General features: G+C 61.4%; 29 protein-coding genes. All 29 read left to right on the top strand.

The features are described 5' to 3' along the window. The first annotated feature begins 7 nt into the window (after nt 1-7). Nucleotides 8-4,228, top strand: a complete 4,221-nt coding sequence (rpoC, locus tag ACESMD_RS03635) for a DNA-directed RNA polymerase subunit beta' (RefSeq protein WP_372610416.1) — start codon at nt 8-10, stop codon at nt 4,226-4,228. Between the two features lie 162 nt (nt 4,229-4,390). Next, nucleotides 4,391-4,765, top strand: a complete 375-nt coding sequence (gene rpsL / locus ACESMD_RS03630; protein WP_372610414.1) for a 30S ribosomal protein S12 — start codon at nt 4,391-4,393, stop codon at nt 4,763-4,765. A gap of 142 nt (nt 4,766-4,907) precedes the next feature. Beyond that, the gene (rpsG, locus tag ACESMD_RS03625) at nt 4,908-5,378 is read left to right on the top strand and encodes a 30S ribosomal protein S7 (RefSeq protein ID WP_372610412.1); all 471 of its coding nucleotides are present in this window, start codon (nt 4,908-4,910) and stop codon (nt 5,376-5,378) included. Between the two features lie 92 nt (nt 5,379-5,470). Further along, a complete protein-coding gene (fusA, locus tag ACESMD_RS03620; protein WP_372610410.1) occupies nt 5,471-7,591 on the top strand; it encodes an elongation factor G in 2,121 nt (706 codons plus the stop codon). A 30-nt stretch (nt 7,592-7,621) separates the two neighbouring features. Beyond that, entirely contained in the window at nt 7,622-8,815 is a 1,194-nt protein-coding gene (gene tuf, locus ACESMD_RS03615; RefSeq protein WP_372610408.1) for an elongation factor Tu, read from the top strand. Between the two features lie 163 nt (nt 8,816-8,978). Continuing rightward, complete coding sequence (rpsJ, locus tag ACESMD_RS03610) at nt 8,979-9,290, top strand: 30S ribosomal protein S10 (RefSeq protein ID WP_372610406.1); 312 nt, start codon at nt 8,979-8,981, stop codon at nt 9,288-9,290. Between the two features lie 153 nt (nt 9,291-9,443). Then, nucleotides 9,444-10,082, top strand: a complete 639-nt coding sequence (gene rplC / locus ACESMD_RS03605) for a 50S ribosomal protein L3 (protein ID WP_372610404.1) — start codon at nt 9,444-9,446, stop codon at nt 10,080-10,082. Nucleotides 10,083-10,097: 15 nt separating this feature from the next. Beyond that, complete coding sequence (gene rplD, locus ACESMD_RS03600) at nt 10,098-10,706, top strand: 50S ribosomal protein L4 (RefSeq protein WP_372610402.1); 609 nt, start codon at nt 10,098-10,100, stop codon at nt 10,704-10,706. Continuing rightward, nucleotides 10,703-10,999 (top strand): 50S ribosomal protein L23, encoded by a 297-nt coding sequence (gene rplW, locus ACESMD_RS03595; protein ID WP_372610400.1) that lies wholly within the window; start codon nt 10,703-10,705, stop codon nt 10,997-10,999. Before rplD ends, rplW begins: the two co-directional genes overlap by 4 nt. Nucleotides 11,000-11,016: 17 nt before the next feature. Then, a complete protein-coding gene (gene rplB / locus ACESMD_RS03590) occupies nt 11,017-11,847 on the top strand; it encodes a 50S ribosomal protein L2 (protein WP_372610398.1) in 831 nt (276 codons plus the stop codon). A 30-nt stretch (nt 11,848-11,877) separates the two neighbouring features. Continuing rightward, nucleotides 11,878-12,153: a 30S ribosomal protein S19 gene (gene rpsS / locus ACESMD_RS03585; protein WP_027337511.1), complete on the top strand. Its 276-nt coding sequence runs from the start codon at nt 11,878-11,880 to the stop codon at nt 12,151-12,153. Between the two features lie 18 nt (nt 12,154-12,171). Beyond that, nucleotides 12,172-12,504 carry a 50S ribosomal protein L22 gene (gene rplV / locus ACESMD_RS03580; protein ID WP_372610396.1) on the top strand — a complete coding sequence of 111 codons (333 nt, stop codon included), beginning with the start codon at nt 12,172-12,174 and terminating at the stop codon, nt 12,502-12,504. An 11-nt stretch (nt 12,505-12,515) separates the two neighbouring features. Continuing rightward, on the top strand, nt 12,516-13,214 hold the full coding sequence (gene rpsC, locus ACESMD_RS03575) for a 30S ribosomal protein S3 (RefSeq protein WP_372610394.1): 699 nt from the start codon (nt 12,516-12,518) through the stop codon (nt 13,212-13,214). 15 nt (nt 13,215-13,229) lie between these two features. Then, nucleotides 13,230-13,643 (top strand): 50S ribosomal protein L16, encoded by a 414-nt coding sequence (gene rplP / locus ACESMD_RS03570; RefSeq protein ID WP_372610392.1) that lies wholly within the window; start codon nt 13,230-13,232, stop codon nt 13,641-13,643. Then, nucleotides 13,643-13,834, top strand: a complete 192-nt coding sequence (gene rpmC, locus ACESMD_RS03565) for a 50S ribosomal protein L29 (protein ID WP_040183129.1) — start codon at nt 13,643-13,645, stop codon at nt 13,832-13,834. The genes rplP and rpmC overlap by 1 nt, the downstream gene beginning before the upstream one ends. A gap of 1 nt (nt 13,835) precedes the next feature. After that, nucleotides 13,836-14,096: a 30S ribosomal protein S17 gene (gene rpsQ, locus ACESMD_RS03560; protein WP_089797138.1), complete on the top strand. Its 261-nt coding sequence runs from the start codon at nt 13,836-13,838 to the stop codon at nt 14,094-14,096. Between the two features lie 52 nt (nt 14,097-14,148). After that, nucleotides 14,149-14,520 carry a 50S ribosomal protein L14 gene (rplN, locus tag ACESMD_RS03555; protein WP_238978573.1) on the top strand — a complete coding sequence of 124 codons (372 nt, stop codon included), beginning with the start codon at nt 14,149-14,151 and terminating at the stop codon, nt 14,518-14,520. A 14-nt stretch (nt 14,521-14,534) separates the two neighbouring features. After that, entirely contained in the window at nt 14,535-14,849 is a 315-nt protein-coding gene (gene rplX, locus ACESMD_RS03550; protein WP_372610389.1) for a 50S ribosomal protein L24, read from the top strand. Between the two features lie 18 nt (nt 14,850-14,867). Next, nucleotides 14,868-15,407, top strand: a complete 540-nt coding sequence (gene rplE / locus ACESMD_RS03545) for a 50S ribosomal protein L5 (RefSeq protein ID WP_372610387.1) — start codon at nt 14,868-14,870, stop codon at nt 15,405-15,407. A gap of 10 nt (nt 15,408-15,417) precedes the next feature. Beyond that, entirely contained in the window at nt 15,418-15,723 is a 306-nt protein-coding gene (gene rpsN, locus ACESMD_RS03540; protein ID WP_372610385.1) for a 30S ribosomal protein S14, read from the top strand. Nucleotides 15,724-15,755: 32 nt separating this feature from the next. Continuing rightward, a complete protein-coding gene (gene rpsH / locus ACESMD_RS03535; protein WP_372610383.1) occupies nt 15,756-16,148 on the top strand; it encodes a 30S ribosomal protein S8 in 393 nt (130 codons plus the stop codon). A 9-nt stretch (nt 16,149-16,157) separates the two neighbouring features. Then, nucleotides 16,158-16,688, top strand: a complete 531-nt coding sequence (rplF, locus tag ACESMD_RS03530) for a 50S ribosomal protein L6 (protein ID WP_372610381.1) — start codon at nt 16,158-16,160, stop codon at nt 16,686-16,688. Nucleotides 16,689-16,697: 9 nt separating this feature from the next. Beyond that, the gene (gene rplR / locus ACESMD_RS03525; RefSeq protein WP_372610379.1) at nt 16,698-17,048 is read left to right on the top strand and encodes a 50S ribosomal protein L18; all 351 of its coding nucleotides are present in this window, start codon (nt 16,698-16,700) and stop codon (nt 17,046-17,048) included. Nucleotides 17,049-17,060: 12 nt separating this feature from the next. Then, a complete protein-coding gene (gene rpsE / locus ACESMD_RS03520; protein ID WP_372610377.1) occupies nt 17,061-17,561 on the top strand; it encodes a 30S ribosomal protein S5 in 501 nt (166 codons plus the stop codon). A 5-nt stretch (nt 17,562-17,566) separates the two neighbouring features. Beyond that, complete coding sequence (rpmD, locus tag ACESMD_RS03515) at nt 17,567-17,749, top strand: 50S ribosomal protein L30 (RefSeq protein WP_372610375.1); 183 nt, start codon at nt 17,567-17,569, stop codon at nt 17,747-17,749. A gap of 3 nt (nt 17,750-17,752) precedes the next feature. Continuing rightward, nucleotides 17,753-18,187: a 50S ribosomal protein L15 gene (gene rplO / locus ACESMD_RS03510; protein ID WP_372610373.1), complete on the top strand. Its 435-nt coding sequence runs from the start codon at nt 17,753-17,755 to the stop codon at nt 18,185-18,187. Further along, nucleotides 18,188-19,519 carry a preprotein translocase subunit SecY gene (gene secY, locus ACESMD_RS03505; protein WP_372610371.1) on the top strand — a complete coding sequence of 444 codons (1,332 nt, stop codon included), beginning with the start codon at nt 18,188-18,190 and terminating at the stop codon, nt 19,517-19,519. A gap of 73 nt (nt 19,520-19,592) precedes the next feature. Further along, nucleotides 19,593-19,706 carry a 50S ribosomal protein L36 gene (rpmJ, locus tag ACESMD_RS03500; RefSeq protein ID WP_372610369.1) on the top strand — a complete coding sequence of 38 codons (114 nt, stop codon included), beginning with the start codon at nt 19,593-19,595 and terminating at the stop codon, nt 19,704-19,706. A 124-nt stretch (nt 19,707-19,830) separates the two neighbouring features. Continuing rightward, nucleotides 19,831-20,187, top strand: a complete 357-nt coding sequence (gene rpsM, locus ACESMD_RS03495; protein ID WP_372610367.1) for a 30S ribosomal protein S13 — start codon at nt 19,831-19,833, stop codon at nt 20,185-20,187. Nucleotides 20,188-20,192: the final 5 nt, after the last annotated feature.

Raw genomic sequence — 20,192 nt, 5'->3', positions numbered from 1 at the left:
CCTTCCAATGAAAGATTTGGTGAAAGTCCTCAAATCGCAGTCTCAGTCCGACGAGTTCGATGCGATCAAGATCACGCTGGCCTCGCCAGCGCTGATCCGCTCCTGGTCCTTCGGCGAGGTGAAGAAGCCGGAGACCATCAATTACCGCACCTTCAAGCCGGAGCGTGACGGCCTGTTCTGTGCCAAGATCTTCGGCCCGGTAAAGGACTACGAGTGCCTGTGCGGCAAGTACAAGCGCATGAAACATCGCGGCATCATCTGCGAGAAGTGCGGCGTCGAGGTGACCAAGGCCGCCGTGCGTCGCGAGCGCATGGGGCATATCGAGCTGGCCTCGCCGGTCGCCCATATCTGGTTCCTGAAGTCCTTGCCGTCGCGAATCGGGATGTTCCTGGACATGACCCTGCGCGACATCGAGCGCGTGCTCTATTTCGAGAGCTTCGTGGTCATCGACCCGGGCATGACCACCCTGGAGCGTGGCCAGCTGCTCAACGACGAGCAGTATTTCGAGGCCCTCGAGGAGTTCGGCGATGACTTCGACGCCCGCATGGGTGCCGAGGCCGTCCAGGCGCTACTCAAGGACATCGACCTCGAGGAGGAGATCGATCGCCTGCGCGAGGAGATCCCCCAGACCAACTCAGAGACCAAGATCAAGAAGCTGTCCAAGCGTCTCAAGCTGATGGAGGCCTTCTACAACTCCGGTAATTCCCCGACCTGGATGGTCATGGAAGTGCTGCCGGTGTTGCCGCCGGACCTTCGCCCGCTGGTCCCGCTGGACGGTGGCCGCTTCGCGACCTCGGACCTCAACGATCTGTATCGCCGGGTGATCAACCGCAACAATCGCCTCAAGCGGCTGCTCGACCTCAATGCGCCGGACATCATTGTGCGCAACGAGAAGCGCATGCTGCAGGAGTCCGTGGATGCCCTGCTGGACAACGGTCGTCGCGGCCGGGCGATCACCGGCACCAACAAGCGCCCCCTGAAGTCACTGGCCGACATGATCAAGGGCAAGCAGGGTCGCTTCCGCCAGAACCTGCTGGGCAAGCGCGTCGACTACTCCGGTCGCAGCGTGATCACCGTGGGTCCGACGCTGCGTCTGCACCAGTGTGGCCTGCCCAAGAAGATGGCGCTCGAGCTGTTCAAGCCGTTCATCTATTCCAAGCTGCAGTCTCTGGGCTATGCCTCCACCATCAAGGCCGCCAAGAAGATGGTCGAACGCGAGCTTCCCGAGGTCTGGGACATCCTCGCCGATGTCATCCGTGAACATCCGGTGATGCTCAACCGTGCGCCGACGCTGCACCGCCTCGGCATCCAGGCATTCGAGCCGTTGCTGATCGAGGGCAAGGCGATCCAACTGCACCCGCTGGTATGTGCCGCCTACAACGCCGACTTCGATGGCGACCAGATGGCGGTCCACGTACCGCTGACACTGGAAGCCCAGCTCGAGGCGCGAGCGTTGATGATGGCTACCAACAATGTGCTGTCGCCAGCCAACGGCGAGCCGATCATCGTGCCGTCCCAGGACGTGGTGCTGGGGCTCTACTACATGACCCGCGAGCGCATCAACGACAAGGGCGAGGGCATGGTGTTCACCGACCTCGACGAGGTCGAACGCGCCTACGGCACTCAGCATGTCTCCCTGCATGCCAAGATCAAGGTGCGCCTGGACGAGGTAGAGATCGACGAGGAAACCGGCGAGAGAAGCCGCCATCGCCGTCTCTATGCGACCACGGTGGGCCGTGCCCTTCTTTTCCGCATCCTGCCTGACGGGGTGCCCTTCGAGTTGGTCGACCAGCCGATGAAGAAGAAGGCGATCTCCAAGCTGCTCAACGAGGTCTATCGTCGTGCCGGCCTTAAGCCGACCGTCATCTTCGCCGATCAGCTGATGTACACCGGCTTCCGCCTGGCGACCACCTCGGGTGCCTCGATCGGCGTCAATGACTTCGTCATCCCCGACAGCAAGGATGGCATCGTCGATGCCGCCGAGGAGGAAGTGAAGGAGATCGAAGATCAGTTCTCCTCCGGTCTCGTCACCGCCGGCGAGAAGTACAACAAGGTCATCGATATCTGGTCCAGAGCCAACGACAAGGTGGCCAAGGCGATGATGGCGGGGATCTCCCTGGAAACGGTCATCGACCGTGATGGCAAGGAGGTCGAGCAGGACTCCTTCAACAGCGTCTTCATCATGGCCGACTCCGGTGCTCGGGGCAGCGCGGCCCAGATCCGTCAGCTCGCCGGCATGCGTGGCCTGATGGCCAAGCCGGATGGCTCGATCATCGAGACGCCGATCGTCGCCAACTTCCGCGAGGGCCTCAACGTCCTGCAGTACTTCATCTCGACCCACGGCGCGCGGAAGGGTCTGGCGGACACGGCCCTCAAGACCGCCAACTCCGGTTACCTGACCCGTCGCCTGGTCGACGTGGCCCAGGACATGGTCATCACCGAGCATGACTGCGGAGCCGACAACGGTCTGACCCTGCACCCGGTCATCGAGGGGGGCGATATCATCGTCTCCCTGGCACAGCGTGTGCTGGGTCGCGTGGTGGCCCAGGATGTCCTGGATCCGAACGGCGACGACGTTCTCATTCCGCGCGGCACCCTGCTCGACGAGGCCTGGTGTGCGGAACTCGACACCATGGGCGTCGACGAGATCGTGGTGCGCAGCACTATCTCCTGCGAGACCGCTCACGGTGTCTGTTCATCCTGTTACGGCCGTGACCTGGCGCGGGGTCATCAGGTCAACATCGGCGAGTCCGTGGGCGTCATCGCCGCCCAGTCCATCGGTGAACCGGGCACCCAGCTGACCATGCGGACCTTCCACATCGGGGGTGCCGCGTCGCGGGCCTCCGCGGTGGACAGTGTCCAGGTCAAGCACGGTGGCAGGGTTCGGCTGCACAACATCAAGTACGTCGAGCGTGCCGACGGCAAGCTGGTGGTGGTCTCCCGCTCCAGTGCCCTGGCCGTCGCCGACGACCATGGCCGCGAGCGGGAATACTACAAGCTGCCCTACGGCGCGGAGCTGTCGGTCAAGGATGGCGATGCAGTGGAAGCCGGTCAGGCCGTCGCCAAGTGGGACCCGCACACTCACCCGATCGTGGCCGAGGCCGAGGGCCTGGTGCAGTACGCCGACATGGACGAGGGCGTGACCATCCACCGTACGGTCGACGAGATGACCGGCCTGTCGTCCATCGAAGTGATCGAGGCCGCGGGGCGTCCCATGGCGGGTCGCGACAAGCGCCCCATGATCCTGCTGACCGATGACAGCGGGTCGCCGGTGACGCTTTCCGGCTCCGAGGCGCCGGTGCAGTACCTCTTGCCGGGCAAGGCGATAGTCACCGTCGACGACGGTTCCAAGATCAGTATCGGTGAGGTGGTCGCGCGTATCCCGGTGGAGGCCTCGAGCAACAAGGACATCACCGGGGGTCTGCCACGGGTTGCCGACCTCTTCGAGGCCCGCAAGCCCAAGGAGCCGTCCATCCTCGCCGAGATCAGCGGTGTGGTCAGCTTCGGCAAGGAAACCAAGGGTAAGCGTCGCCTGACCATCACCCCGGAAGACGGTGGCGATACCTTCGAGGCGCTGATTCCGAAATGGCGTCAGATTGCCGTCTTCGAGGGCGAGAGCGTCGCGAAGGGCGAGGTGATTTCCGACGGCCCCAGCAATCCGCACGATATCCTGCGCCTGCTGGGCGTCGAGGAACTGGCCAAGTACATCACCGTCGAGGTTCAGGATGTCTATCGCCTTCAGGGCGTCGGCATCAACGACAAGCACATCGAGGCGATCGTGCGGCAGATGCTGCGCAAGGTGGAAATCATCGAATCGGGTGATTCCGACTTCATCCCCGGTGATCAGGTCGAGATCATCCGGGTGCTTGAAGAGAATGCTCGTCTGGAGAAGCAGGACAAGTTCCCGGCGAAATACCAGCGTCTGCTGCTGGGCATCACCAAGGCCAGCCTGGCCACCGAGTCGTTCATTTCAGCGGCGTCGTTCCAGGAAACCACGCGGGTCTTGACCGAGGCGGCGGTGACGGGCAAGCGGGATTACCTGCGTGGTCTCAAGGAAAACGTGGTGGTGGGCCGCCTGATTCCGGCGGGTACCGGTCTTACCCACCATGCGGAGCGTCGGCGCGAGCGTGAAGATGCCGAGCGGATGCTTCACCCGTCGGCCCTCGAAGTCGAGCAGGAGCTGGGTGCCCAGCTCACCGCGCTCGATTCCGATGACGACGAGATCTGAAAACGGGCATTGCCGGATCGCGCCACCCCCCCCCCGACGGGAGTGGCGCGATACTTGACGGCCAGGCCCGCCAGCCATTAAAATGCGCAGCCTTTAACAGTGGGGTGGGTGCGCCCACGCCCGCTGGAAGGCAAGGCAACCCATTGGAGTCAGCGACACACCATGTCAACGATCAATCAGCTCGTGCGCAAGCCGCGCAAGCGCCCCGTCAGCAAGAGTGACGTGCCGGCGCTGCAGGCCTGCCCGCAGAAGCGCGGCGTCTGCACCCGCGTCTACACCACCACCCCGAAGAAGCCGAACTCGGCTCTCCGCAAGGTCTGCCGTGTGCGCCTGACCAACGGCTTCGAGGTGTCTTCCTACATCGGTGGTGAAGGCCACAACCTTCAGGAGCACTCCGTGGTCCTGATCCGTGGCGGCCGTGTCAAGGATCTTCCCGGTGTGCGCTATCACACCGTGCGTGGCGCCCTGGACACCTCCGGCGTGCAGAACCGCAAGCAGGGGCGTTCCAAGTACGGTACCAAACGTCCCAAGGCCTGAGGTTTCGGGGCCACAGGGCTGGCTGACGCCAGCCGCACAGGATACATGGCATCGGTCTGATAAGAGTAAGGTCGAGCGCTGCCAGGCAAACGCCGGCGGGAGTCTCGAGTTTACCTGAAGGACCCTTTACAGAGGGCTTATCATGCCTAGAAGAAGAGTTGCAGCGAAGCGCGAGATCCTTCCGGATCCGAAATTCGGAAGTGAGCGCCTGGCGAAATTCATGAACCACCTGATGTACGGCGGCAAGAAGTCCATCGCTGAGCGTATCGTCTACGGTGCGCTGGACAGGGTTGCCGAGCGCAGCAAGGAAGAGCCGCTGGAGATCTTCGACAAGGCGCTGGAAGCCATCCAGCCCATGGTCGAGGTCAAGTCGCGTCGTGTCGGTGGTGCCACCTACCAGGTGCCGGTGGAAGTTCGTCCCTCGCGTCGTCAGGCACTGGCGATGCGTTGGCTGGTGGATGCGGCTCGTCGCCGTGGCGAGAAGACGATGGTCCTTCGCCTGGCGGGAGAGATGCTCGACGCCGCCGAAGGCAAGGGCTCGGCCGTCAAGAAGCGTGAAGACGTGCATCGCATGGCAGAAGCCAACAAGGCCTTCTCCCACTACCGCTTCTAAGATGGCGTTTGCAATGCGCCGCTAGACGACGAGTCCCATACACGAAGTGTCACCTCCAGGGGTGATGCTTCATAGCAATGGAGAATTCCATCGTGCCACGCAAGACACCGCTCAAGCGTTACCGCAACATCGGTATCGTTGCCCACGTCGACGCCGGCAAGACCACGACTACCGAACGTGTCCTTTTCTATACCGGTCTGTCCCACAAGGTGGGTGAGGTCCATGACGGCGCCGCCACCATGGACTGGATGGAGCAGGAACAGGAACGCGGGATCACCATCACGTCCGCGGCCACTACCTGCTTCTGGCAGGGCATGAACAAGCAGTTCGACGAGCACCGCATCAACATCATCGACACCCCCGGACACGTGGACTTCACCATCGAGGTGGAGCGCTCCCTGCGCGTCCTCGACGGCACCGTGGTGGTGCTTTGCGGCTCATCAGGCGTTCAGCCGCAGACCGAGACGGTGTGGCGTCAGGCCAACAAGTACGAAGTGCCGCGCATGGTGTTCGTCAACAAGATGGACCGTACCGGTGCTGACTTCTTCATGGTCGTCGACCAGTTGAAGGATCGTCTCGGGGCCAACGCCGTGCCGATCCAGATCAACATGGGTACCGAGGAAGACTTCAAGGGCGTCATCGATCTCATCGAGATGAAGGGCATCGTCTGGAGCGAGGAAGATCTGGGCATGACCTATGACCTCGTCGATATCCCCGACGAGCTCCGCGAGACCGCCGAAAAGTACCGCGAGGAGATGGTCGAGGCCGCGGCCGAAGGCACCGAGGAGCTGATGGAAAAGTACCTCGAGGGCGGGGAGTTGACCATCGAGGAAATCAAGGCCGGCCTGCGCGCGCGGACCCTGGCCAACGAGATCGTGCTGGTTACCTGCGGCAGCGCGTTCAAGAACAAGGGTGTCCAGGCCGTCCTGGACGGTGTCATCGAGTTCATGCCGTCACCCACCGAGGTCAAGGCCATCGAGGGTGAGCTGGACGACAGGGATGGTGCCGTCGAGACGCGTGAGGCCGATGACAGTGCGCCCTTCTCGGCCCTGGCCTTCAAGATCGCCACCGACCCCTTCGTCGGCACCCTGACCTTCATCCGCGTCTATTCGGGCGTACTGAACTCCGGGGAGAGCGTCTACAACTCCGTCAAGCAGAAGAAGGAGCGTGTCGGCCGGATGGTGCAGATGCACGCCAACTCCCGCGAAGAGATCAAGGAAGTTCGCGCCGGCGACATCGCCGCCTGTATCGGTCTCAAGGATGTCACGACGGGTGATACCCTGTGCGACATCAACAGCAAGATCGTGCTGGAGCGTATGGAGTTCCCGGATCCGGTGATCTCGGTTGCCGTGGAGCCGAAATCCAAGGTCGACCAGGAGAAGATGGGCGTGGCACTGGGCAAGCTGGCCCAGGAAGACCCCTCCTTTCAGGTCAAGACCGACGAGGAAAGCGGTCAGACCATCATCTCCGGCATGGGCGAGCTCCACCTCGACATTCTCGTCGACCGCATGCGTCGCGAGTTCAAGGTCGAGGCCAACATCGGCAAGCCGCAGGTCGCCTACCGTGAGACCATTCGCGGCAAGGTAGAGCAGGAAGGCAAGTTCGTGCGTCAGTCAGGCGGTCGCGGCCAGTATGGTCACGTCTGGCTGCGCATCGAGCCGCTCACGGCAGAGGACAAGGGCGACGACGAAGAAATGCATTTCAAGTTCGCCTCCGAGATCGTCGGTGGTGCGGTTCCCAAGGAATACGTGCCGGCCGTCGAGAAGGGAGCCTATGAGCAGCTCCAGAATGGTGTCATCGCGGGCTACCCGATGATCGACGTCAAGGTTACGCTGTACGATGGGTCCTTCCACGATGTGGACTCCAACGAGACCGCGTTCAAGATAGCCTCCTCCATGGCAGTCAAGGAAGGGGCTAGAAAGGCCAAGGCCGTGCTGCTGGAGCCGATGATGCGGGTTGAAGTCGTGACCCCCGAGGATTTCATGGGTGACGTCATGGGCGACCTGAACCGTCGTCGCGGTCTGGTGCAGGGCATGGATGACACGTCCATGGGTAAGGTCATCCGCGCAATGGTGCCGCTGGGCGAGATGTTCGGTTATGCGACCGACCTGCGCTCTCAGTCCCAGGGCCGGGCGAGCTATACCATGGAGTTCGCGCAGTACGACGAGGCGCCCAACAGCGTCGTTGAAGCCGTCATCAACCAGAACGGTTAACCCGTTAGCTAACGTAAAGAGGTTATAGCAGTGGCTAAGGCAAAATTTGAACGTTCCAAACCCCACGTCAACGTCGGCACCATTGGTCACGTCGACCACGGCAAGACCACGCTGACGGCGGCCCTGACTCGTGTTTCCGCCGAGGTCTTCGGTGGCGACTGGAGCGAGTTCGACGCCATCGACAATGCACCGGAAGAGCGTGAGCGCGGCATCACCATCGCCACGTCTCACGTCGAGTACCAGTCCGAGGCGCGTCACTACGCTCACGTCGACTGCCCGGGACACGCCGACTACGTCAAGAACATGATCACCGGTGCCGCCCAGATGGACGGCGCTATCCTGGTCGTGTCCACCGCCGACGGCCCCATGCCGCAGACTCGCGAGCACATCCTGCTGTCTCGTCAGGTCGGCGTGCCGTTCATCGTCGTGTTCCTCAACAAGGCCGACATGGTCGACGACGAGGAGCTCCTCGAGCTGGTCGAGATGGAGGTCCGTGAACTCCTCGACCAGTACGACTTCCCGGGCGACGACACTCCGATCATCACCGGTTCCGCCCTGATGGCCCTGGAAGGCAAGGACGACAACGGCATGGGTACCACCGCCGTTGCCAGCCTGATCAAGGCCCTGGATGACTACATTCCGGAGCCGGAACGCGCCATCGATCAGCCGTTCCTGATGCCGATCGAGGACGTCTTCTCCATCTCCGGCCGCGGTACCGTGGTCACCGGCCGTGTCGAACGTGGCGTGGTCAAGGCCGGCGAGGAAGTCGAGATCGTCGGTATCAAGGACACCACCAAGACCGTGGTTACCGGTGTCGAGATGTTCCGCAAGCTGCTCGACGAGGGTCGTGCCGGTGAGAACGTCGGCGCCCTGCTGCGCGGCACCAAGCGTGATGACGTCGAGCGTGGTCAGGTGCTGGCCAAGCCGGGCACCATCACCCCGCACACCGTCTTCGAAGCCGAGGTCTATGTGCTGTCCAAGGAAGAAGGCGGTCGTCATACGCCGTTCTTCAAGGGCTATCGGCCGCAGTTCTATTTCCGTACCACGGACGTGACTGGTACCTGTGAACTGCCGGAAGGTGTCGAGATGGTCATGCCGGGTGACAACGTCAAGATGGTCGTTACCCTGATCCACCCGATCGCCATGGACGACGGCCTGCGCTTCGCCATCCGCGAAGGTGGCCGTACCGTCGGTGCCGGCGTCGTGGCCAAGATCCTTCAGTAAGTCATCGACTGCTGGCGTGATCGAAGGGGGCTCCGCGAGGAGCCCTCTTTCTGTGCACCGTCGAGAGTGTTTGACACTCCTCGGTACTGTGCCTATAATGCGCATCCTTTGAATGCGTGGGTAGACGGCTCGCGCCGTCGTGATCCACTGGAGTTTAGGGCAAATGCAGAACCAGAAGATTCGCATTCGGTTGAAGGCTTTCGACCATCGCCTGATCGACCAGTCCGCCGCGGAGATAGTAGAAACCGCCAAGCGTACCGGTGCTCAGGTCTGTGGGCCGATCCCGCTGCCGACCAATCGTGAGCGCTATACCATCCTGGTATCACCGCACGTCAACAAGGACGCGCGCGACCAGTATGAGATTCGCACGCACAAGCGGGTGCTCGATATCGTCGAGCCCACCAAAAAGACCGTCGATGCCCTGATGAAGCTCGACCTCGCCGCCGGCGTGGACGTTCAGATCAAGCTCGACTGAGACCTCACTAGACACTCGCGGCCCAGCGCTCGACAACGAATGAATTCGAGCAGCAGCCGCCGCGCCGTGAGGCGCCATACAACGTGCTAGTGGAATGCTCTGGAAAGGGCAGCCATAGCGGGTGATAGCCCCGTACACTAAAGGAGACTGAGAATGACTATCGGTTTAGTCGGTAGGAAGGCCGGGATGACCCGTGTCTTCACCGAAGACGGCGCTTCCGTGCCCGTGACCGTGATCGAGGTTGATCCTAACCGTGTCACCTGCGTCAAGACCGTCGAGTCCGACGGCTACGCGGCGGTTCAGGTAACAACCGGCTCCCGCAGGGCCAAGCACCTGTCGAAAGCCCGTTCCGGGCAGTTCGCCAAGGCGGGTGTCGAGGCCGGTCGTTCATTGATGGAGTTTCGCCTTTCCGACGGCGATGAAGCTCCGGAGGTGGGTGGCCAACTCACCGTATCCCTCTTCGAAGCTGGTCAGAGCGTTGACGTGACCGGCACCTCCAAGGGCAAGGGCTTCCAAGGCGTCGTCAAGCGCTGGAACTTCCGCACCCAGGACATGACTCACGGTAATTCCCTGTCGCATCGTGCGCCGGGCTCCATCGGCATGTGCCAGACACCGGGCCGCGTGTTCAAGGGCAAGAAGATGGCGGGCCAGATGGGCAATGTACGTTGCACCATCCAGAGCCTCGAGATTGTCCGTGTCGATGTCGAGCGTAACCTGTTGCTGATCAAGGGTGCCGTACCCGGCGCCACAGGCAGCGATGTCATCGTGCGCAGCGCCGTCAAAGCCGGCTGAAGGGGATAGAAACCGATGAATCTGAATCTAGCAGGTGCAGGCGCCGGTACTGTCGAAGTGTCCGACGCCACCTTTGGCAACGCCTTCAACGAAGCGCTGGTGCACCAGGTCGTGACTGCCTATCTGGCCGGTGGTCGTCAGGGCACCCGCGCCCAGAAGAACCGTTCCGACGTGCGCGGCGGTGGCAAGAAGCCATGGCGGCAGAAGGGCACGGGTCGTGCCCGTGCCGGCACCATCCGCTCGCCCCTGTGGCGCAGCGGTGGTGTGACCTTTGCGGCGCGTCCCCAGGACCATGCCCAGAAGGTCAATCGCAAGATGTACCGTGCGGCCATGCGTTCCATCCTCTCCGAACTGGTCCGCCAGGAACGCCTGGTGGCGGTCGACGAGATCAGTGTCGACTCGCCCAAGACCAAGCAGCTGGTGGCAAAGCTCGGCGAGCTGGGCCTGGAGAAGGTGCTGATCGTGACCGAGGATCTCGACGAGATGCTCTACCTGGCCGCCCGCAACATCCCCAACGTGGATGTGGTCGACGTCGCCGCTGCCGACCCGGTGAGCCTGGTCGCCTTCGACAAGGTGCTGGTCACCGTCTCCGCCCTGCGTAAATTCGAGGAGAAGCTGGCATGAACCAGGAACGTGTATTCAAGGTGCTTCTGGGTCCTCACGTGACCGAGAAGGCTGCCATGGCTGCCGAACGCAACCAGTACGTGTTCAAGGTGGCCAGCGACGCGACCAAGCCCGAGATCAAGAAGGCCGTTCAGGAGCTGTTCGGCAAGCAGGTCGATCGTGTTCAGGTACTGAACATGAAGGGCAAGACCAAGCGGACCGCGCAGGGTCTGGGCAAGCGCAAGGGGTATCGCAAGGCGTACGTGACGCTGGCCGCCGGTGAAACCCTCGAAGACTTCTCTGGCGCCGAATAAGGGCAGGAGTACGGATCATGGCAATCGTCAAGACTAAACCCACATCCGCCGGTCGTCGCCACGTCGTCAAGATCGTTGGCGAGGAGCTCTACAAGGGGCGGCCACATGCGCCGCTGCTCGAGAGACAGTCCCGTTCCGGCGGCCGCAACAACCACGGTCGCATCACCACTCGCCACGTGGGCGGTGGTCACCGTCAGCACTACCGGCTGATCGACTTCAAGCGCACCAAGGATGGCGTTCCCGCCACCGTCGAGCGCCTGGAGCACGATCCCAACCGTAGCGCCCACATTGCCCTTCTGACGTATGCCGATGGCGAACGTCGCTACATCATTGCCCCCAAGGGCGTGAGTGCCGGTGACCGCATCGAGTCCGGGGTCAATGCGGCGATCAAGAAGGGTAATGCGTTACCGCTGCGCAATATCCCGCTGGGTTCCACCGTGCACTGCATCGAGCTCAAGCCCGGCAAGGGTGCCCAGATCGCTCGCAGTGCCGGCACCAGCGCCCAGCTGGTCGCCCGTGAAGGCAACTACGCCACCCTGCGTCTGCGCTCCGGCGAGATGCGCAAGGTGTTGGCGGAGTGCCGCGCGACCCTGGGGGGAGTGAGCAACTCCGAGCACAGCCTGCGTCAGCTTGGCAAGGCCGGTGCGAAGCGCTGGAGAGGTGTGCGTCCCACGGTTCGCGGTGTCGCCATGAACCCGGTGGACCACCCGCACGGCGGCGGTGAAGGCCGCAGCAGTGGTGGTCGTCACCCGGTGTCGCCTTGGGGGGTTCCCACCAAGGGCCACAAGACCCGCAAGAACAAGCGCACCGACAAGCTGATCATCCGTCGCCGCAAGGCCCGGAACTGAGAATCTACGCCAATTTAAGAGGTAATGGCTGTGCCACGTTCACTGAAGAAAGGTCCCTTTATCGACCTTCATCTGTTGAAGAAGGTCGAGGCGGCGGTGGAGAAGAATGACCGCAAACCGATCAAGACCTGGTCGCGTCGTTCGATGATCCTGCCCAACATGGTCGGGCTCACCATCGCGGTCCATAACGGTCGCCAGCACGTCCCGGTGCATGTTTCCGAGGAAATGGTTGGCCACAAGCTGGGCGAATTCGCTGCTACCCGCACCTATCGCGGTCATGTGGCGGACAAGAAAGCCAAACGGTAAGCCAGAGAGGATTGAGAGATGGAAGTCACAGCTAAGCTGCGTGGCGCTCGTTTATCCGCCCAGAAGGCCCGTTTGGTGGCTGATCAGGTGCGCGGTAAACCGGTCGCTCAGGCACTGGACCTGCTGACCTTCTCACCGAAGAAGGCTGCCAAGCTGGTTCGTAAAGTGCTGCAGTCCGCCATCGCGAATGCGGAAGAAAACAACGGCATGGATATCGACGAGCTGCGTGTCTCGACCGTCTGCGTCGATGAGGGCATGACGCTCAAGCGTATCAAGCCGCGTGCCAAGGGCCGCGCGGATCGTATCTTGAAGCGCACCTGCCACATCACCGTCAAGGTAGCCGAGAAGTAGGAGTCGACCAGATGGGTCAGAAAGTACATCCAACAGGCATCCGGCTGGGTATCGTCAAGGATCATACCTCTGTCTGGTATGCCGAACGCGGTGCCTATGCCGACAAGCTGAACAACGATCTCGAAGTGCGTCGTTTCCTGGAGGAGCGTTTGAAGAATGCCTCCGTGAGCCGTATTCACATCGAGCGCCCAGCGAACAACGCCCGCATCACCATTCATACGGCTCGTCCGGGGATCGTGATCGGCAAGAAGGGTGAGGACGTCGACCGTCTGCGCCGCGATGTCACGGCGATGATGGGCGTGCCCGTGCACGTCAACATCGAAGAGGTCCGCAAGCCGGAACTCGATGCCCAACTCGTGGCACAGAACATCGCCGGCCAGCTCGAGCGTCGCGTGATGTTCCGACGTGCCATGAAGCGCGCCGTACAGAACGCGATGCGCCTCGGCGCCGGTGGCATCAAGGTGATGCTGGCCGGTCGTCTCGGCGGCGCCGAAATCGCCCGTACCGAGTGGTATCGGGAAGGTCGTGTTCCGTTGCATACGCTGCGGGCGGACATCGACTACGCCGCCTACGAGGCCAAGACCACCTACGGCATCATCGGTGTCAAGGTCTGGATCTTCAAGGGTGAAATCCTCGGGGGCATCGAGGAGGTCCGCGCCAAGGCCAAGCAGCCGCAGGCAGCGCCCTCCAAGAAGAAAGGTTCCAGATAAGGGGAGAGCGAGTCGATGTTACAACCCAAGCGTATGAAATTCCGCAAGATGCAGAAGGGCCGCAATCGTGGTCTGGCACATCGCGGAAGCAAGGTGAGCTTCGGGGAATACGGTCTGAAGGCAACCGGCCGCGGCCGCATCACGGCCCGCCAGATCGAGGCCGGTCGTCGTGCGATCAGCCGTCACGTCAAGCGTGGCGGCAAGATCTGGATCCGCGTCTTCCCCGACAAGCCGATTTCCAAGAAGCCGCTCGAAGTCCGTATGGGCAAGGGCAAGGGCTCCGTCGAGTACTGGGTCGCGCAGATCCAGCCGGGTCGGGTCCTGTACGAGATCGAGGGCGTATCCGAGGAGCTGGCGCGTGAAGCCTTCTCCCTGGCGGCCCAGAAGATGCCCCTGTCCACCACCTTTGTGAAACGGATGGTGATGTGATGAAAGCACAGGAAATTCGTGAAAAGTCAGCCGAGCAGCTCCAGGAGCAGCTCTTCGAACTCCTCCGCGAGCAGTTCAACCTGCGCATGCAGAAGGCCACCGGCCAGCTGAGCCAGACTCATCTGCTCAAGCAGGTTCGTCGGGATATCGCCCGGGTGAAGACGGTGCTCAACGAGAAGGCAGGTGACTGAGATGGCCGAAGAAAAGAAAGCCCGTACGCTCACCGGCAAGGTGGTGAGCGACAAGATGGACAAGTCCATCGTTGTGATGATCGAGCGTCGAGAGCGTCACCCGATCTACGGAAAATACATGAAGCGCTCCACCAAGCTGCACGCCCATGACGAGGCGAATCAGGCCAAGGCCGGCGATACGGTTTCCATCCAGGAATGCCGCCCGCTGTCCCGCAAGAAGGCCTGGACGCTGGTCGAGGTGGTCGAGCAGGCCAAGGGCTGATCGGCTCACGCCAGTCAAACCAGTGCAGTCAGATTAGGTTCGGAGAAAACCGATGATTCAGACTCAGACAATGCTGGATGTCGCCGACAACAGCGGGGCGCGCCGGGTGCAGTGCATCAAGGTGTTGGGCGGTTCCCACCGTCGCTATGCCCGCGTTGGGGACATCATCAAGGTCACCGTGAAGGAAGCGATTCCGCGTGGCAAGGTCAAGAAGGGCCAGGTCCTCAAGGCGGTGGTGGTTCGCACCCGCAGTGGCGTCCGTCGTAGCGACGGTTCGCTGATCCGCTTCGATGGAAATGCGGCGGTTCTGTTGAACAACACCAACGAACAGCCGATCGGTACCCGTATCTTCGGACCGGTGACCCGTGAGCTTCGCAACGAGAAGTTCATGAAGATCATTTCCTTGGCGCCTGAAGTGCTGTAAGGAGCGAGGCGGATATGCAAAAAATCAAACGTGACGACGACGTAGTCGTCATCGCCGGCAAGGATAAGGGCAAGCGCGGCAATGTGAAGCGGGTGTTGGAAAATCGCTTCGTCGTGTCCGGTGTGAACATGATCAAGCGTCACACCAAGCCCAATCCCATGGCGGGCAATCAGGGCGGTATCGTCGAGCGTGAGGCTTCGATTCACGCGTCCAACGTAGCCATCTTCAATTCGGAGACCGGTAAGGCGGATCGCGTCGGCTTCCAGGTGAAGGAAGACGGTACCAAGGTACGTATCTACAAGTCGACGCAGACGCAGATCGACGCCTAACGCGAGTCGGGTAGCAATATGGCGAACTTGAAAGAACGTTATCAGAACGAGGTAGTGGCTCAGCTCAGAGAGCAGTTCAGCTACGCCAACGTGATGCAGGTACCCCGGGTCACCAAGGTGACGCTGAACATGGGTATCGGCGAGGCGACCAGCGACAAGAAGCTGATCGACAATGCGATCAGTGACCTGGAGAGGCTGTCGGGACAGAAGCCGATCGTGACCAAGGCACGCAAGTCCATCGCGGGCTTCAAGGTCCGTGAAGGCTGGCCGATCGGGATCAAGGTCACCTTGCGCTCCGGGCGCATGTGGGACTTCCTGGATCGCCTGGTGAACATCGCGATCCCCCGTGTTCGTGACTTCCGCGGTCTCAACCCGAAGTCCTTCGACGGTCGTGGCAACTACTCGATGGGGGTGCGTGAGCAGATCATCTTCCCGGAGATCGAATATGATAAGATCGATCGGATTCGTGGTCTGGACGTCACCATCACCACCACTGCCAACAACGATGAAGAAGGCCGTGCGCTGCTGAGCGCGCTGAACTTCCCGTTCAAGAAATAAGGGTGGGATCATGGCAAAGAAGAGCATGGTAGAGCGTGAGCTCAAGCGCACCAAGCTGGTGGCAAAATATGCCGCCAAGCGGGCCGAGCTCAAGGCGATCATCCAGGGCGTGAATGCTTCCGATGAAGAGCGCTTCGAGGCGACGCTCAAGTTGCAGCAGCTGCCGCGTGACTCCAGTCCGGTGCGTCAGCGCAATCGCTGTCGGATCACTGGCCGTCCGCACGGCTACTACAACAAGTTCGGCCTCGGCCGCAACAAGCTGCGTGAAGCCGCCATGCGTGGCGACGTTCCCGGTCTGAAGAAGTCCAGCTGGTAACGCCACGTCGCTATATCAGGAGCGCAATGTAAATGAGCATGCAAGATACGCTGGCGGATATGTTCACTCGTATCCGCAATGCGCAGATGGCCACCAAGGAAACGGTGTCCATGCCGTCTTCCAAGCAGAAGGTCGAAGTGGCACGCGTGTTGAAGGAAGAGGGTTACATCAACGATTTTGCGGTGTCCGACAACGCCAAACCCGAGCTGACCGTGACCCTGAAATATTTCGAGGGCAAGCCGGTCATCGAGCACATCCAGCGAGTTTCCAAGCCGTCGCTTCGCTCCTACAAGGGCAAGGACGATCTGCCGAAGGTCGCCGAGGGTCTGGGAATCGCGATCGTCACCACCTCTACCGGGGTAATGACCGATCGTGCGGCTCGCAAGGCTGGTGTCGGTGGCGAAGTCATCTGCACCGTATTCTAGGAGTTTGGAATGTCCCGCGTAGCCAAATATCCGGTTAAAGTGCCTAACGGCGTCGAGATCAAGCTCGATGGCGACCAACTGACCGCCAAGGGCGGCCAGGGCACGCTTTCACTGACCATCCACTCCGACGTGACGGTGGCTCATGAGGAAGGTCAGCTGACTTTCCAGCTGAGCCAGTCCGCCAAGAGTTGGGCGATGGCTGGTACCACCCGTGCCCTGGTTCAGAACCTGGTCACTGGTGTCTCCGAGGGCTTCACGCGAAGCCTGGAGATCAACGGCGTCGGTTACCGTGCCCAGGCAAAGGGCCAGACGCTCAACCTGACACTGGGCTTCTCGCACCCGGTCGACTACACGCTGCCTGAGGGTGTCTCCGCGGAAACGCCGAAGAACACCGTCATCGTGCTGAAGAGCGCGGACAAGCAGAAGCTCGGCCAGTGCGCAGCGGAGATCCGCGCCTTCCGTCCACCCGAGCCCTACAAGGGCAAGGGAATCCGGTACGGCAACGAGCAGGTCCGCCGCAAAGAAGCCAAGAAGAAGTAAGGCAGGGTTATGAACGCGAAGAAAGAATCTCGTCTCCGTCGTGCCCGCCGCGCTCGCGCCAAGATCCGCGAGCTGGGCGTGCACCGCCTGTGCGTCAATCGTACTCCGCGTCACATCTACGCGCAGATCATCTCGCCGGATGGTGGCAAGGTCCTCGCCAGTGCTTCCACGCTGGACAAGGCCCTTCGCGAGGGTGCGACCGGCAATGCCGACGCCGCCTCCAGGGTGGGCGCCATGATTGCCGAGCGCGCCAAGCAAGCAGGCATCACCCAGGTAGCCTTCGACCGTGCCGGCTTCAAGTACCATGGCCGTGTCAAGGCCCTGGCCGACGCCGCACGTGAAGGCGGCCTGGAATTCTAAAGGGTTTTTACGATGGCGAAGAATGAACAGCAGAACGGCGACCTGCAGGAAAAGCTCGTGCAGGTCAACCGAGTCGCCAAGGTGGTCAAGGGTGGTCGAATCTTCGGCTTCACCGCCTTGACCGTCGTGGGTGACGGCAAGGGCCGTGTCGGTTTCGGTCGTGGCAAGGCGCGTGAAGTGCCGGTCGCGATTCAGAAGGCGATGGACCAGGCGCGCCGCAACATGATCAAGGTCCATCTCACCGGCGGCACCCTTCAGTATCCGGTCAAGGCTCGCCATGGCGCCTCCAAGGTCTACATGCAGCCGGCCTCCGAGGGTACCGGTATCATCGCCGGTGGCGCCATGCGTTCGGTTCTCGAGCTGGCCGGCGTCCACGACGTCCTGGCCAAGTGCTACGGTTCCACCAATCCGGTGAACGTGGTGCGGGCGACCGTCAATGGCCTGGCCTCCATCCATTCGCCGGACGACATCGCTGCCAAGCGTGGTCTGTCCGTCGAAGCGATCACGGGGTGAATACCATGTCAGCAACACTCAAGGTTACCCAGACCCGTAGTTGTATCGGTACCCTGCCCAAGCACAAGGCCACCATGAAGGGCCTGGGCTTGCGGCGTATCGGTCACTCGGTCGAGCTGGAAGATACCCCTGCCGTGCGCGGCATGATCCACAAGGTCAACTACCTTGTGCGCGTTGAGGGAGAGTAATCCATGAAACTCAATAGCCTGAGCCCGGCACCGGGTTCCAAGCACGCCGCGAAGCGTGTCGGTCGTGGCATCGGTTCCGGTCTGGGCAAGACCGGGGGTCGTGGCCACAAGGGCCAGAAGGCACGCAGTGGCGGTAGTGTGAAGCCAGGTTTCGAAGGCGGTCAGATGCCGTTGCAGCGTCGCCTGCCGAAGTTCGGCTGCACCTCCGCCAAGTCGCTGGTCTCGAAGGAAGTCCGCCTGGCCGAGCTGGCCAAGGTCAGTGGTGACGAGGTCACCTTGGAGTCCCTCAAGCAGGCCAACGTGCTCAAGAACGCCACGCTGCATGCGAAGGTGATTCTTTCCGGTGAATTGAACAGGGCGGTTACCGTTCGCGGCATCAAGGTCACCCAGGGTGCCCGTGCCGCCATCGAAGCCGCCGGCGGCAAGGTGGAGGACTAAATGGCTAAGTCAGGAAACATGCCGGCGATGGGCAGCGGTCTGAGTGAACTGTGGGCGCGTCTGCGCTTCGTGCTCCTCGCCATCGTGGTCTACCGTATCGGTGCCCACATCCCCGTGCCGGGTATCAATCCTGACCAGCTTGCTGCCTTGTTCAGGGACCAGCAGGGTACCATTCTGGGCATGTTCAACATGTTCTCGGGCGGGGCCCTGGAGCGCATGAGTATCATGGCGCTGGGCATCATGCCCTACATCTCCGCCTCGATCATCATGCAGCTGATGACGGCAGTTTCACCGCACCTCGAGCAGCTCAAGAAGGAAGGCGAGGCCGGCCGCCGCAAGATCAGTCAGTATACCCGCTATGGCACCGTGGTCCTGGCGTTCGTCCAGTCGTCCGGCATGTCGGTGGGACTGGCCAGCCAGGGTATCGCCTACACGGCCGACTTCAGTTTCTACTTCACTGCCATCGTCAGCTTCGTGACCGGTGCGGTGTTCCTGATGTGGCTGGGTGAACAGATCACCGAGAAGGGTATCGGCAACGGCATCTCGCTGCTGATCTTCGCCAGCATCGTCGCCGGATTGCCCGGTGCGGTAGGTCAGGCCTTTGAACTGGCGCGCAACGAGGGCGCCTGGAATGTGCTGCCGCTGCTGGCGTTGACCGTGCTGGGTGTCGCGACTGTCGCCTTCGTGGTGTTTATCGAGCGTGGCCAACGCCGCATCACGGTGAATTATCCTCGTCGTCAGGTGGGCAACAAGATGTATGCCGGCCAGAGCAGCTATCTACCGCTCAAGGTCAACATGGCAGGTGTAATTCCGGCCATCTTCGCCTCCAGCATCCTGCTGTTCCCGGCCTCGCTGGGTCAGTGGGTCGGTGCCGGCGATGGCATGGAATGGTTGCAGCGTGCCTCTCAGGCCCTCGGCCCGGGTCAGCCGCTGTACATCTTGCTTTTCGGCGCGGCGGTGATATTCTTCTGCTTCTTTTACACAGCGCTGGTCTTCAATCCCAAGGATGTCGCCGACAACCTCAAGAAGTCGGGGGCCTTCCTGCCGGGGATTCGTCCGGGCGAGCAGACGGCTCGCTATATCGACAAGGTCATGACGCGTCTGACTCTGTTCGGTGCCTTATACATCACCGGGGTATCCCTGATGCCCCAGTTCCTGATCGTGGCCTGGAACGTGCCGTTCTTCTTTGGCGGTACCGCGTTGCTGATCGTGGTGGTAGTGACCATGGACTTCATGGCCCAGGTGCAGTCGCATCTCATGTCGAACCAGTATGAGTCGGTGATGAAGAAGTCAAACCTGAAAGGCTACGGTAGCGGCGGCATCATGCGCTGAGTGCTGTGAGCCGGTTTCGAAAGGTGCCGCCCGTCGATTCGGTACGACGCGAGCCGATTTTGGAGAAAGAACGATGAAAGTTCGAGCTTCTGTAAAGAAAATGTGCCGTAACTGCAAGGTCATTCGTCGCAATGGCGCCGTGCGCGTCATCTGCAGCGAACCACGGCACAAGCAGCGCCAGGGCTGAGCCCTACGCTGGTAGTGAATGGGGTGCCGGCATGCCTCTTGCCCTTGATGAGGGAAAGAGGTACGCTGTTGCGCCTTTTGTAGATGATCCAACGAGCAAGCCGCTCATATTTCGGAGTAAGCTGATGGCCCGTATTGCAGGCGTCAATATCCCGGACAACAAGCATGCGGCGATCTCGCTGACCTATATCTTCGGGATTGGCCGCACGCGTGCGCAGGAAATCTGTTCCGCAACCGGCATCGCGCCGACCACTCGGATCCAGGAACTGTCCAGCGAAGAGCTGGATGGTCTGCGCTCCGAGATCGGCAAGTACACCGTGGAAGGCGACCTTCGCCGTGATGTCACGCTGAATATCAAGCGTCTCATGGACCTGGGTTGCTATCGTGGTCTGCGTCATCGTCGTGGTCTTCCGCTGCGTGGTCAGCGTACCAAGACCAATGCGCGTACCCGCAAGGGCCCGCGCAAGCCGATTCGCAAATAATACGC

The sequence above is a fragment of the Halomonas sp. genome (assembly GCF_041689495.1).
In the GTDB taxonomy this organism is placed as follows: domain Bacteria; phylum Pseudomonadota; class Gammaproteobacteria; order Pseudomonadales; family Halomonadaceae; genus Halomonas.
The sequence above is the reverse complement of the archived record's forward strand: the minus strand, read 5'-3'. Positions and strand labels throughout refer to the sequence as shown.